Source organism: Arthrobacter sp. TMN-49 (assembly GCF_054511095.1).
In genome coordinates this window covers 1-13907 of record NZ_JBTNDH010000006.1, presented here as the reverse complement: position 1 = coordinate 13907, position 13907 = coordinate 1, and the positions used below count along the sequence as shown (strand labels likewise).

The 13907-nt window shown below is 62.2% G+C and carries 11 protein-coding genes; 3 read left to right on the top strand and 8 right to left on the bottom strand.

All coding sequences use genetic code 11. The annotated features are described in order from the left end of the window. Window positions 1–207 precede the first annotated feature (207 nt). Window positions 208–2100: a glycosyl hydrolase family 18 protein gene (locus tag ACX80E_RS04180; RefSeq protein WP_459300653.1), complete on the top strand. Its 1893-nt coding sequence runs from the start codon at window positions 208–210 to the stop codon at window positions 2098–2100. Window positions 2101–2269: 169 nt separating this feature from the next. Here the strand turns inward: ACX80E_RS04180 and ACX80E_RS04175 are convergent, their stop codons facing one another. The 5 genes from ACX80E_RS04175 to ACX80E_RS04155 form a co-directional block, all read right to left on the bottom strand. Further along, entirely contained in the window at window positions 2270–2593 is a 324-nt protein-coding gene (locus ACX80E_RS04175) for a hypothetical protein (protein ID WP_459300652.1), read from the bottom strand. A 47-nt stretch (window positions 2594–2640) separates the two neighbouring features. Further along, window positions 2641–3003, bottom strand: a complete 363-nt coding sequence (locus tag ACX80E_RS04170) for a sterol carrier family protein (protein WP_459300651.1) — start codon at window positions 3001–3003, stop codon at window positions 2641–2643. Between the two features lie 53 nt (window positions 3004–3056). After that, on the bottom strand, window positions 3057–4061 hold the full coding sequence (locus tag ACX80E_RS04165) for an asparaginase (protein ID WP_459300650.1): 1005 nt from the start codon (window positions 4059–4061) through the stop codon (window positions 3057–3059). Window positions 4062–4097: 36 nt separating this feature from the next. Then, window positions 4098–4625, bottom strand: a complete 528-nt coding sequence (locus ACX80E_RS04160; protein ID WP_459300649.1) for a hypothetical protein — start codon at window positions 4623–4625, stop codon at window positions 4098–4100. A 164-nt stretch (window positions 4626–4789) separates the two neighbouring features. After that, window positions 4790–7198, bottom strand: a complete 2409-nt coding sequence (locus tag ACX80E_RS04155; RefSeq protein ID WP_459300648.1) for a S1 family peptidase — start codon at window positions 7196–7198, stop codon at window positions 4790–4792. Window positions 7199–7533: 335 nt separating this feature from the next. On the opposite strand from ACX80E_RS04155, the gene purD reads away from it, so the two are divergent. Together purD and ACX80E_RS04145 are read left to right on the top strand one after the other, a co-directional pair. Then, window positions 7534–8826, top strand: a complete 1293-nt coding sequence (purD, locus tag ACX80E_RS04150; protein WP_459300647.1) for a phosphoribosylamine--glycine ligase — start codon at window positions 7534–7536, stop codon at window positions 8824–8826. A 13-nt stretch (window positions 8827–8839) separates the two neighbouring features. Further along, on the top strand, window positions 8840–9763 hold the full coding sequence (locus ACX80E_RS04145) for a phosphoribosylaminoimidazolesuccinocarboxamide synthase (RefSeq protein WP_459300646.1): 924 nt from the start codon (window positions 8840–8842) through the stop codon (window positions 9761–9763). Window positions 9764–9907: 144 nt separating this feature from the next. Here the strand turns inward: ACX80E_RS04145 and ACX80E_RS04140 are convergent, their stop codons facing one another. From ACX80E_RS04140 to ACX80E_RS04130, 3 genes are all read right to left on the bottom strand, one after another. Next, on the bottom strand, window positions 9908–11149 hold the full coding sequence (locus ACX80E_RS04140; protein ID WP_459300645.1) for a helix-turn-helix domain-containing protein: 1242 nt from the start codon (window positions 11147–11149) through the stop codon (window positions 9908–9910). A gap of 130 nt (window positions 11150–11279) precedes the next feature. Then, window positions 11280–13274: a DUF6541 family protein gene (locus tag ACX80E_RS04135; protein WP_459300644.1), complete on the bottom strand. Its 1995-nt coding sequence runs from the start codon at window positions 13272–13274 to the stop codon at window positions 11280–11282. Between the two features lie 32 nt (window positions 13275–13306). After that, window positions 13307–13657 carry a zinc ribbon domain-containing protein YjdM gene (locus tag ACX80E_RS04130; RefSeq protein ID WP_459300643.1) on the bottom strand — a complete coding sequence of 117 codons (351 nt, stop codon included), beginning with the start codon at window positions 13655–13657 and terminating at the stop codon, window positions 13307–13309. Window positions 13658–13907 lie beyond the last annotated feature (250 nt).

The window sequence follows — 13907 nt, the reverse complement described above, 5'->3', positions numbered from 1 at the left end:
TCGGAACTCCGCCATTTTTCGTCTCTACTCTGTCGTGAAATCGGCGAAGAAAACTGGAACTCACAAAAATCTAGGTACAAATACTTAGGTGACTCACAGCGGCAAAAAAGTATGTGGATGATGCTGATGTGAGCTGCGCCACTGATGGATAGCGTTGGCCCTGGACGACGCTGCGATCAGCGCACCTCACTGTTCTAAGGATTGTGAATGTCAGAAAATATTAACCGGCGCAGGCGCCTCACGAAGGTGTGGGCCGCAGTTGCTGCGGGCGCCATGGTTGCTGGATTGGCAGGTGGTGTGGGCGCCCTCGGTGCCAATGCCGCACCTGCCGACGCCCCGCTCACCTCAACTGTCAACGGTTACCGCAACGTTGGCTACTTTGCGCAGTGGGGAGTGTATGGACGCGCGTTCCAAGCAAAGCAGCTCGACGTCTCCGGCACTGCGAACGATCTGACCCACATCAACTACTCCTTCGGTAATATCAACAACCAGACGTTGACCTGCTTCATGGCCAACAAGGCGCAGGGGACCGGCCCCACCGGCTCCGACGGTGCCGGCGATGCGTGGGCCGACTTCGGGATGGGCTACGCGGCGGACAAGTCCGTCTCAGGCGTGGCCGACACCTGGGATCAGCCGTTGGCGGGTTCCTTCAATCAGCTCAAGCAGCTGAAGGCCAAGAACCCGAAACTAAAGGTCATGATCTCCTTGGGTGGCTGGACCTGGTCCAAGAACTTCTCGAGGGCAGCAGCCACCGAGCAGTCCCGCCAGAAGCTGGTGTCCAGCTGCCTGGACCTGTACATCAAGGGCAACCTGCCAAACCTTGAAGGACGTGGTGGCGCTGGTGCGGCCGCAGGAATCTTTGACGGCATTGACATTGACTGGGAATGGCCGGGCACGAACTCCGGTCTGGAAGGCAATGGTGTCGACACAGTCAACGACCGCGCGAACTTCAAGGCCTTGCTGGCCGAGTTCCGCAAACAGCTTGACGCGTACGGTTCAACGAATGGTAAAAAGTACGTGCTGAGCGCCTTCTTGCCCGCCAACCCCGAGGACATTGATGCAGGCGGCTGGGATGACCCGGCCAACTTCAAGTCCTTGGACTTTGGCAACATCCAGGGCTATGACCTGCACGGTGCGTGGAACCCCACGCTCACCGGTCACCAGGCCAACCTGTACGACGACCCGGCCGATCCTCGGGACGCCAACAAGAAGTTCAGTGCCGACAAGGCAGTGAAGAAGTACCTTGCCGCTGGAATTGACCCGAAGCAGCTGGGCCTGGGCCTGGCAGCATACGGTCGCGGCTGGACAGGTGCCACGAGCGTTGCCCCCTGGGGACCGGCCACTGATGGTGCCCCGGGCACCTACGAAAAGGCCAACGAGGATTACGACAAGCTAAAGACGCTTGGCACGGATCATTACAACGCCGCAACCGGTGCTGCTTGGCGCTATGACGGTACCCAGTGGTGGAGCTATGACAGCATCGCCACCACCAAGCAAAAGACTGACTACATTGTCAGCAAGGGTCTTGGCGGCGGCATGTGGTGGGAGCTCTCCGGCGACCGCAATGGTGAACTGATTGGTGCCATGTCTGACAAGTTCCGGGCAGCAGCACCGGGCCCGGTCACGGAGGCGGCCCCTCCGACAACCACTAACCCGACTCCCACTCCGAGTGCAACGACAACACCGACGCCCACTGATCCTCCCGTACCGGGAGAATGCCAGGCAACGGCATGGTCCGCAACCGCCGTGTACAGCGGCGGCAACACGGTCAGCTACAACGGCGTTGAATACAAGGCCAAGTGGTGGACGCAGGGCAATACCCCCGGCACCGATGGAGTATGGCAGAAGCTGGCCAACTGCGCGGGAGTCCCCACGGATCCGACGCCGACGCCGACACCGACTGCCACCCCGACGGTAGCTCCCACAACACCGCCCGCAGCGTCGAACTGTGGTGATGCGTGGAACGCAACCACGACGTACGTTGGCGGGTCCAAGGTCTCCCACGTAGGCACCGCCTACAAGGCCAAGTGGTGGAACGTTGGTGAGGCGCCGGGCTCTTCGCAGTGGGGCGCTTGGGAAAATCTAGGGGCCTGTACTTAGGCCAAGCTCCCCTGCGTCCCTAAAAGTTCAGCTTAGCTAAACACGCTGAGCTGACGCACAGTCGAAAGTCCCGCCCCGGCCGATCTCCACGGCTGGGCGGGACTTTCGCTTGCCGATAGTCCTGACGAACGGGCAAGTTCTTAGAGGCTTCTCGGCCGCTGAAGAAGGGCTAGGCGGTTTCGCCGTCGGCGTTGCTGTCATCGTCGGGCAAGGACTGCGCCAGCAAGGTTTTTGCGCGCCGGGTGCTCCGACGGTCAAGCACCAACGCCACCATGGCGCCAAGGCCGGCACCGGGCAGAACCAACAGCACAGCGAAGAAGCCAAAGATGCTGGAGGTTTCAAATTCCGTGCTCGGCGGGGTCATGGAGGTGAAGATTGCTGCCGTCACAATTCCGGCGAGGGCGCCGGCAATCAGGAACGGGACATACTTCGGGGCGCGGCGCACAGTGAGTTTGCGGGGCTCTCCGGAAGAGGTTTCAGGCTGGGAAGTCATGCCTCTAGGCTACCTGCCCCAGCTGGTAACCTCGCCTCACAGGCCGCCTAGGCACCCGCCAGGGGTAGTTCGGCGGACAAGTCGGCGCGCAGCCCGGACGCTGCCACCTGACCATGGTCGACGGCGTCGGCCCAGCTGGTCTTGCCGGTCACCAGCGCAAGCCAGGTTCCGGCGTCGCACTCAACAACGTTGGGCGGCGTGCCGCGGGTGTGCCGAGGGCCCGGGACGCATTGGGTCACACCGAACGGCGGCACCCTGACCTCCACGGAGTTTCCGGGCGCTCGGGCCGACAATTCCTCCAGCGAGTAGCGCACGGCGGTGGCCGTGATGTTTCGGGCGGTGTCCCCGCCCCGCCACGCGGCCAGTGCCGCCTGGCCCTCAGTAATATCAATACGACGCCGGGCACTCATGACTTGTTCCTTAGCTGCGGCTGGGGTTTGGAGGGGGCGGTGGGGGATCGGCGCTAGTCTAAAAGTGCGCTGACGGCGCGGCCCAGGCGCAAGCTGCCGGCGGGGCTGTTGCCGCCCATGACGGGGGGCACCACTTGTGCCAGCACCGCGGCCACCTCGGGAATGTCCAGGGCGCCGGCGGCGGCCAACAGCGTGAGAGCAATCAAGGTCGCTGCCCGCCCGTTGCCATCGAGGACCTTCACGGCCACGCTGGCACCTGTGGGTGTGGCCATGGCCAGCACCCCTTCGGCACCCATTTTTGCTATGACGCCAAGCTCCTCCATGACCACCGTGTTGGGTAGCCCGTGGCCCTCAACAGCCCACGGGTAGTCCAGCATGGACGTGGCAATGGTGGCCGCCCGGGCGTTGGCGAACTTGTCCGAGGGCGCCTTGGCCAGGGTGCTGAAGCCGCGCGCCAAACCCGTGAGTGTGACAGCCATGACGGGGGCGCCGCAGCCGTCAACACCTGTGTGCAGGACCGAATCGCCCGTGTATTCCTCCACCACTGTGCGTACGGCGCGCTGCATGGGGTGGTTTGGTTCAAGGTACCCGGCGGTGTCCCACCCGTTCTCCTTGCAGGCCCAGAGGAAGGCTGCGTGCTTGCCGGAGCAGTTCATGGCCAGCTTGGACTTGCCGCGTTCTGTTCGCACCAGCCAAGCGCGGGCCTGCGCATCACGGGGCCATGCGCTCGGGCACGCCAGCTGGGACTCGTTCAGGCCTGCGGCCTTGAGCATGCCAGTAACTACGTCCATGTGATCCAGTGAACCGGCGTGACTACCCGCGGCAATGGCCACCTGAACACCGCGCAGCGGCACACCCGACTGCATCGCGGCCAGGGCCTGGAACGGTTTCATGGTGGAGCGCGGATAGATGGGTGCGCTGATGTCTCCCAGTGCCGTGACCACGGATCCGTCGCCGGCCACCACAACTGCCGAACCAATATGGACCGATTCAACAAATCCGCTGCGTTCCAGGACGGCGAGTTCAACGGCGTCGTGCGCCCGGAAAGTATGGATCATGGTGTCATCTTAGCGACTTCTACCCCGTGCGAAGGGCTAGAACGGCGTGGCAAGGCCGGTGGATTTCTTGATGATCAACGCAACCGCCCCTGTGGGCTTGTCTGCGGCGGCGGCTTCGGCAACGGCGTCGAGCTGTTCCGGGGCAACAAAAATGGTGACGGTGCCGGTTTTCCCGTCGGGAATGATCTTGTGGATGGCTGTGGCTTGCTCGGAGGGGAGCTTGCTTTGCCATGCGGCGACCGCGGCAAGGGCTGCCTCCAGCTGGCCGGCGTCGACCGTTACGAGCTTGGGAATGGCGCCGGCCTTGGTCACAATGGCCGCGGCAGCCTCGGTGGTGACGGCAACGTGCAGCTTGTTGCCCTCAATCCAGGAATCTGAATATGCGTCACCGAGTTGGGTGCGCAGGGAATCATTGAGCACCAGCAGTGCACTGGTTTCGGCAGTACTTGAGGACTGGGCAGGTGAGGACGACGCGGGATCCTGCGGCGTGGCGCATCCGCTCATGCCAAGTGCTCCGCTCATTGTGGCTGCGAGCACTGCCGCCGCCATTTTCTTGCTGTTCATGGTGCCTCCCGTACTTGCTGTGGGGGTGTGGATAAAGTTTAGACGCAATTTTGATGGGCCGTAACAACAGCAGTGGGTCCCATTCATGTGAACGGGACCCACTCCTTATGTTGCTATTTCCTGCTTCTGGCGGCTGCTAGATCATTGAACGTGGTTCGCTGGGACTAGTTGGCTGAGCGGCGGCGGAACAGCAGGAACGCTGCACCACCGAGTGCCAGCACGGCTCCGGCTGCGCCGAAGGCCAATGCTGAGCTGGAAATGCCGGTGTTCGCCAGGTCGTTGTCAACCGGTGCCTGTGTTGGAGCCGGGGTGGGCTCCTGCGTTGCAGGCGCGGCCGGCGTGGTCGGAGCCGGGGTGGGCTCCTGCGTTGCCGGCGGGGCCGGGGCTGCCAGCACCTTGAAGGTGGAGCTTGCAGTTACTGAATCGATGCCGTCAACACGCTGCACAGCCGAAACTGTGTAGTCGGCGGTTGCCAAGCGGCCACCGAGTGCGACGCTCCAGGCGCCATCGACGACTACGGCGTCATACTTCTTGCCGTTGATGGTTACGGAAACCGTTGCGTCGCTCACGTTGGTGCCGGAGATGACGGACGGGCCCTGGTTGAAAGCGAATTCCTGGCCCTTGGTGGGAGAGGTGATGGCCGGAGCGGCCGGAACCACGTTGAACTTGGTGGTTGCGGCGGCGGAATCATTCCAGTCGGTCAGCGTCTGCTTGGCTGTGACGGTGTAGCTGCCAACGTTCAGGGGCTTTGCCACAGCGAATGACCATTTGCCATCGGTACCAACAACAACTGTGCCCGCGACGTCGCCGGTCAGTTCAACCGTTGCGCCAGCCTTGCCGGTACCGGAGACGGTGGTGACGGGAGCGGCAACGGTGCCGTTGTTGGCCGGCGTCGTGATTGCCGGGGCGGCCAAGGTTTCCTTGATGACTTCAATGCTGGCCTTGGTGGTTTCCGAGGTGCTGAAGCCGTTCTTTGTCTGTGCCGTCAAGTCGAACTTTCCGAACTCGTTGGGAGCCGCAACGCTCCACTTACCACCGGTGCCAACGGCAACTACTGTGGTGACGCCATTGATGGTGACGGTGACCTTGCTACCTGCCGGTGCGCCCGGGGCGGTGCCGGTGACGGTGCCCTTGCGGTAAACCGGAGCGGTGGTGGTGACCTTGGGTGCTGCCAAGAAGATCTTTACCGTGTAGCCGTCGGTGGCGGCCAGAGCGGTCTTTAGGTCGGCTGTGAACGACCATTTGCCGTCTTCGGTGCCGGCGCTGGTGATCCCAACAGCAGTAGTGCCGGAGATGACCGATCCACCTGAATCACCGTGGTCGCTCTTCATCGTCTCGGAGCCGAAGCCGCGAACTGCGCGTAGGTCTGACGGGCCTTTGCCGCCAAGAACCAGGAAGAGGCCAACTTCTTGAACCGAGCCGCACGTCCAACCAGTGGTGCGGCCCGACTTGCAAATGGGAGCACCGACGATGGCCGTGGAGACGCCTGCTACCTTGGGGCCACTGGCGCTGGGGTTCGCCGGTGTAGTCCAGTCCGTGACCATTGCGATCTGATTCAGATCCGTGTTGATGTTGTCTATGACAGATACGTCAGTACCGATGTTTCCCGGGTTGGGGCTGTCGGGGTTGGTGGCGGGGCTGTTGTTGCGGCCACCGAACTGCGAGAAGCCAAAGGTTCCAAGCTCTTTCCCGAGCGCTACGCCAGGCGTGATTGGAATGCCAGCATCGTCCTGTGCCGGAACAGTCAGTTCAGTTCCTGTCAAGGTACCGTCATTGGTGCAGTGACCTGCAGAGATGACGGCGGGATCGCCTGCCTTATTAAAGCCGTTCCAACCAATGGAGCACAGTCCGTACTCGCCGTCTGAAACTTTCGCAGCGTAGCCCTGACCGTTGACGACGTCGCTAGCCAGCGAGTTGGCCGGACCAGCTGCGGGCGCTACGACAACATTGGCGTACTGGGCGGCGAAGTCGTTGACGGAGATTTTGCTTGTTGCGGCGAGGGACTTTGCCGCAGTTGCGGTTCCGGTCGTCGCTGCTTCACCGGTGCGGATGACAATTTCACTGCCGTTACTCATGATGGACTGGAGGTTTGTGACGCCAAATTCCTTGGCGTACGCCGCGAAGACTGCATCGACGCCGGCTGCATTAACCTTGGCGGCCAACGGTGCTGCCTTGATGGTTGTCACCTTGACCTTGACCTTAGCGGTGCCTGCTGCCGTCTTGGCCGCTTCGGTGGCGGAAGTCTTGACGTTGATGGTGTCGTCGGCGATGGAGACGATAGCGCTTGGGTCAACCTTGGTGACCTCGGCCTGCACATCTGCAGCCTTGGCGGCCAGCGTGGCGTCCGCGTTGAACTCCTCCACGCTCTTGCCCAGGTCCTGCTCCACTGCCTCGGCCAGACCGCCGGGCAGTGCCGTTTCGGTGGCGGAGGCCGTGGCGACCGAGGTGGATGGTGTGTCGGTAGACGGCGCCGCTGTGGCGGCGCTGGCAGCAAAGGTGCCGCCGATCAAGACAGCAGCTGCGGCGCAGGCCGCACCGCCGCGCTTAAAAAAGGCGCGCTTGGTTGCTCGCATGTATGTAATTCCCCCTGAAGAAATAAGGATGATCCGTGATGAGATGAGGGCGCCAATGGTGCCGCTGCCTGCCTAAAAAAGCCCTGCCGAAAGAGATATCGGCTACCCCGAAAGTAAAGCTATCAAGTGGATTAGGGTGTTGCAACTTTATGTAGCGGTAGTCCCCAAGATGACCTTCGAACGCCGCCCTGGCGGCGAGGCAGAACTCCCCATTGACATGCCGCCACCCCCGAAAGGCGACCTCCCGCCGTCGTGCTTGAGTGATGCGGGACGCGAGGGTCGGGGGCGGGAAGTCATTTTGCGGCCCTGGGCGATTAGGCAAGTACCCTTGAGGGGTGAAGGTTCTAGTGATTGGCCCCGGAGGCCGCGAACACGCCATTGTCCGCTCGTTGCTTAGCGACCCCAACGTCAGTGAGGTTCATGCCGCCCCCGGTAACGCCGGAATCGCAGCCATTGTGCCTACGCACGCGCTCAATGCCAGCGATCCGGCCGCCGTTGCTGCGCTGGCGTTGAAGCTGGAAAGCGACCTTGTTGTCGTCGGGCCCGAGGCTCCGCTGGCCGCAGGTGTTGCCGACGCCGTGCGCGAGGCCGGCATTCCCGTCTTTGGCCCCAGCAAGGCCGCCGCGCAGCTGGAAGCCTCCAAGGCGTTTGCCAAGGCTGTCATGGCTGAGGCCCAGGTCCCCACGGCCATGGCCAAGATCGCCGTCAATGCCCAAGAGGCTGCCGACGCATTGGACACCTTTGGCGCCCCCTACGTTGTCAAGGATGACGGCTTGGCCGCCGGTAAGGGAGTCGTGGTCACCGATGACCGCGCCGAAGCCTTGGCCCATGCTCAGTCCTGCTTTGACGTGGGCGGCACGGTTGTCATCGAGGAGTTCCTTGACGGCCCCGAAGTTTCCCTCTTTGTCCTCGCCGACGGCCACAATGTTGTGCCGTTGGCTCCGGCCCAGGATTTCAAGCGCATTTTCGACGGCGATGAGGGCCCCAACACCGGTGGCATGGGTGCGTACTCCCCGCTCGAGTGGGCCCCCGCCGGCCTGGTCCAGGAAGTCATTGACCGTGTAGCCCAGCCCACCATTGACGAGATGGCTCGCCGGGGCACCCCCTTCGTGGGTGTTTTGTACTGCGGTTTGGCTCTGACGAGCCGCGGCACCCGCGTCATTGAATTCAACGCACGCTTCGGCGACCCGGAAACACAAGCCGTCCTGGCTCGCCTGAAGACGCCCCTGGGTGGAGTCCTCATGGCCGCGGCCAAGGGGCAGCTGGCGGACATCGATGAGTTGCGCTGGGTGCCAGAGACTGCCGTGGCAGTGGTCCTGGCCAGCGAAAACTACCCCGACGCCCCGCGCACAGGGGATAAGATTCGCGGGCTGAAGAAGGCCAACAGGCTCGACGGCGTGCACGTCCTCCATGCCGGTACGGCAGCCGACGCCGCCGGAAACACTGTCAGTGCCGGTGGCCGCGTACTCGCAGTGGTTGGTTTGGGCGTTGACTTAGTGGATGCGCGCGAGCGGGCCTATGCCGGCATCGAGGAAATCTCCTTGGAGGGCGGCCAGTACCGCAACGACATTGCGGCCAAGGCTGCGCGCGGCGAAATCACCGTCACCACCCCCTCGGCACTGGCTTAAGGACAAGAAAACCATGGCTGCAACAATTCCCGCTGCCCCCGTCCTGCCCGGCTGGGCACACATCTACTCGGGCAAGGTGCGTGACCTGTACCAGCCCGAATTCGCCGGCGAAGGCCCGTTCGCCGGCCGCACCGACGTGGTGCTGGTGGTCGCCAGTGACCGGATCAGCGCCTTTGATCACATCCTGGCCACCGAAATCCCCGACAAGGGCCGGATCCTGACCGGGTTGAGCTTGTGGTGGTTTGAGCAGCTGGATGTACCCAACCACGTGGTGGCAACAACGGTTGAGGCAGGCGTTCCGGCGCAGGTTGCCGGCCGTGCCATGGTGTGCAAACGGTTGGACATGTTCCCCATCGAGTGCATTGCCCGCGGCTACCTGACAGGCACAGGACTCATTGAGTACCGCCAGTCACAGACCGTCTGCACCCTGCCGTTGCCGGTCGGGTTGGTGGATGGCTCGCGCCTGGTCCCGGCCATCTTCACGCCGTCGGCCAAGGCCGACGTCGGTGAGCATGATGAGAACATCAGCTTCGAGGCCATGGTGGAAACCGTGGGAGTCAAGCACGCGCACGCACTGCGAAGCTTGACCCTGGAGATTTACACGCGTGCCGAAGAGATTGCCCGTGAACGCGGCATCATCTTGGCCGACACCAAGGTGGAGTTCGGCACGGATCCGGCCACCGGCGTCATCACTCTGGGTGATGAAGTCCTGACACCTGATTCCTCACGGTTCTGGGATGCTGCCCTGTGGGCTCCGGGTCAGGCCCAGCCCAGCTTTGACAAGCAGTATGTGCGCGACTGGCTGGCCGGTCCGGAATCGGGCTGGGACAAGGGGTCGGACACGCCACCGCCTGCCCTGCCGGCCGACGTCGTGGCGCGCACCAGGGCCCGCTACGTTGAAGCGTACGAGCGCCTGACAGGTGCCACCTTCAGCTAGGCCGCCCCTGAACTGACCCGCCCCTGAACTGACCCGCCCCTGAACTGACCCGCAGAAAACGCCGAAAATGTCCTCGAAATCGAGGATTTTCGGCGTTTTCTGCGGGTCAGTTCAGGTGTCGGGGCGCGGTGATGGAGTAGCCGCTTAGCCGAGGGCCGTTTGAATTTCCGCGATGTTTTCCTGCGCCACAGCTGCCCTATCAGCAGCTCCGGCCATGATGTACCTGTCTCTGGCGTTCCGGAAGGCTCCCAGCGCCTCAGCGCTGCTGTCCGCGGCTTTCAGCGCGCTACCCAGTAGCAACGCCGAGTCACCGGCAATGTGGGGGGCCAACTGCTCCTTGTTACTTTCAATATCCGCCAACAGTTCCAGCGCCCGCGGCAGTTCGCCGATGAGGTAGTGCCAACGCGCACGCAACAGCGACACCTCAAGTGTCTCCGCCGCGGTGGCACCCACCACTGAGTGCGCCAATTCGCTGCGTTCAATGGCTTGCAGGGTGGCAGGTTCCACCACCCCCGCCATCAGCCGCACCCAGGCTGTCGCCTTGTTGAACTGGGCCCAACGGGCAAGATCGGCGGCGGGGGACAGGAGTCGGCTCGCCTTGGCGTGGTGTTCCAGGCCTGTCCGGATGTCTTGGCGAATGAAGGCAACGTTGCCAATGACCCAGTGAATCTCCCCGGCCATCTGAGCGGGGGTGGAATCCGTGACGGAGTCGGCAAGAACCAGCGTGTGCGTCCAGGCCTCGTCTAGGCGGCCGGCTTCCGTGAGTGCGCCAACAAGTGTTTGAAGCGCCATCAAATAGGCGCTGAATTCTTCGGCACTGTCACCGGAACCAATTTCCACAGCCTGGGTGGCGTGCTGGATCGCCTCGGCCAGGGAGCCCTGAGCCAGCATGGCCGACGCCATGACCTGGTGCGCGCGCAGCGAGAGAGGATCACTTTCGGTAGTCAGCGAGTGATCCAGCAGCGCTGCCAACACCTCAATGGCCTGGGCATGGTTGCCGTTGCGCAAGAGTGCGTTGGCGCTCAGGAATGTCATATTCCACCAGATGACAGGGTTGTGGTGGGTGCGGGCAAGCTCGGCAGCTGCCGTGGCGTTGGTGGCTGCGCCCATGTAGTCGCGGGTATCCCAGGATTGCCGCGCGCACAGGGACAGCCGCAGATACTCGCTTTCCTGCGGCGATGAAGTGTTCACCCACTCGGCAATGGTGGAGGGGGCCATTTGGAGTTGCCGGGCCAACTGCTGGATGATGTCCGCCGTTGGCTCACGGTGGGCATTTTCCAGCAGCGAAATGTAGCTGGCGGAATAGAGGTCCCCACCAAGCTCACCCTGTGTGAGCTGACGCGACAAACGTTCCTCTTTCAGCCGATCACCAAAACTGCTGCCCACTCGATCGCTCCTTATTTGCCCGTGCCACACGTTGGTTCAACTCTAAGGCCTCAATAAAAGAACCTCGTTGAAAACTTGAAAACATGACTGAAAGGTCAAAAAGTAATATCCGGCCCCGTCTCGGCGCTGATTAGAGCCGAACCCCGCCACAAACGGTCAACTTGTACAGCTTGGCGTTTCCTTCGCTGGCCACCAGGGTGAAGGCGTCAGAGTCCGGTGCGAGCGTGATGCCGGGATAGAGCGACCGCGGATCGTCAAACGCCGGAATGTAGTCTGTGCCAAAATCCAGCAGGTGCGTCACGCCCTGCCGTTTTGCGGCCGCGCACACCTCCTGATCGCTGCCCACCCGGTTGAGCCAGAATCGCAGCGTGTACAGGTCGGCGCTCAAATCTCCTTGTGAGCTATACGGGAACAGCAATCGCCGCCCGGCCAGTGCCATCGCCAAGGCCGAACCGTTGTAAGGATTATTGGCTATAACATCCCCGGAGGTGGTGTAGCTCTCCAGCCTGTGAATCAACGCCAACTCCTGGGCGTCCACCTGAGCCAGCCCGTCCGGTTCGGCAGGCACGTTGAACATGATGGCCACCTCGTCCTTCATCTGCCACAGGCCCGGGTTGGCGAAGGCCAGTACGACGGCGAGAGCGGCCGCCGTCGTACTCCTACCCCTGCGCTCCCACAGGGCAGGGCCGGAGAAGAGTGCCGGGAGTCTGTGGTCGAGCCAGTCCACCAGCTTGACCATGCCCAGCGCCGCCAGTGGTACACCAATCAAGGGCATGAGGGCGGCAACGCGCTCGGGGTTGTCCCACCAAGGCGCCATAACAATGTTCGCGAGGGTGACATTGGTGCCGGCCGCCAGGGGATATGTGAAAGCCAACAAAAGGAGGGAAAGCGGGAGCCATTTCAGCCCTGCCCGGCGGAAACCGGCACGAACGCCCAGCAGAACCAGGGCCGTCAGGGCTAGTGCCGGGAACCAGATGGGGGCCGGTGCGTGGGTGAAATTTCGCAGCAGGGCCAGCGGGAAAAACAGGAATGCGGGGCTGGTGTAGGCAAACAGGCTGCGAATTTGCGGCAGCGCAAACATGGCTGTGGCACCCGCGACACTGACCAGGAGCAGTAAAGCTATTCGGCTCAAGCCGTGGCGACGTGTTCGCCTGAAGCCACTGCGCAGCCACGCAAAGATCAGATATACCAGCAGCGGCGTCAACACCAAGAGGATGCTGAAAATGCCGTTGGGTTGGGCCATGACGGCCCCCGGCATAAACAACACCACCAGTGCCAGGGCTTGGGCTGGCTGCAGGCCGGTGTGCGCCGACGGCCTGATAATCAGGAGCACCAGGCCAATGCCCACAGGAACCAAGGCGTTGGAGAGAGAATTGGGGTACGCGGATCCGTACTGGAGCAAGAGCCACGGGAAAGCAGGGAAGGCGGCCGCCAAGACCGCTGCTGAGATCAGTAGCGTGCGTTCGGTGCCAAACAGAACACGGGTCAAAAAGACGCAGCTCAGTGGCCATACCACCCCCGCCACGGCCAGCCAGATGATATTTGTGGCCGCGGGGGCGCTGATACCTGTGACAATAGCCAGCAGACTGGCCAGACCGTGCCACGCCCCCGGATAAAAAGCTGACTTCACCGTGGGGAGAATGAAACCGGAAATGGCAAAGGAGGACGCGTTGGATGATTCCACGGCCAACGCTGTGGCGTTGAGGTGGAAGACGGAATCATAGCCCTGCGTGAACTGTTCGGGGTTGCTGGCCACCAGAGTCAAAAGCGTCGCGGTCATCGCCAGGGCAATCAACACGCCAACAGCTGCCGCGCCCAGACCCACCCGGCTATTTAGTTCCTCGGCGGGGTCCGTGGCCCCGAGGGCGGGGATGAAGCGTCGGGCAGCCCAGCCGGCGCCAGCGGCGATGGCAGTGCCCAACAACACCACCGCCACGTTCCACGGCAGGTGGATGAGCGGGGCCACCACAGCGCTAACGGAAATGACTGAAACAGACACAGCTGGGGCCAGGCAGATAGCCATGAAACCACGCACCCGCAACGTCAACAACACTGCACCGCCGGGTAGGGCAAACATCAATAACGCCACGACAAAGGCCGGCAGCGCTTCAAACCATGAACTCACCCAAACACCCTGTCCTAGATCGTTGGGCTCGGCTATGCTTTTTTAACGACGCTGGACCTAAGCTTCATGGGGCCAAAACCGTCCACTTTAGCGTCGATGTCATGCCCATTGACAGGGGAGATCAGACGAATGTTGCGCACTTTGGTGCCGATCTTTAGATCTTGCGGGCTGCCCTTGATCTTCATGGTCTTGACAATGCTGATAGTGTCGCCGTCGCTGAGAACGTTGCCCACGGCGTCCTTCACAACAGTTTTCTGCCCGGGCTCGAAAGTATTCTCAACCGGCGACCACTCGTGGGCGCACTCGGGGCAGACCAATAGCTCACCCATCTCATAGCTGTATTCACAGGCACAGACAGGGCACGGGGGAAGGGTGTCACTCATGCCCTCCATCCTAGTCGCTAGCGATGCCTGGCGGCGGGGGCAGCCGGCCCCTTGCGTCTGGGAATTGGCTGTAAGACGTTAAAGAACAGCAGCGGCATCCAAAGTGGATACCGCTGCTGTGTTGTGGTCGGGGTGACAGTGTCTGGTTTCAGGACATAGTTGACTGCTGTGTCGCGGCATCGTTGACTCTGGTGGTGGCCGCGGAGTTGGCAGATCATTTGATGTGTCGGGACATCGTTGACTCCATGGA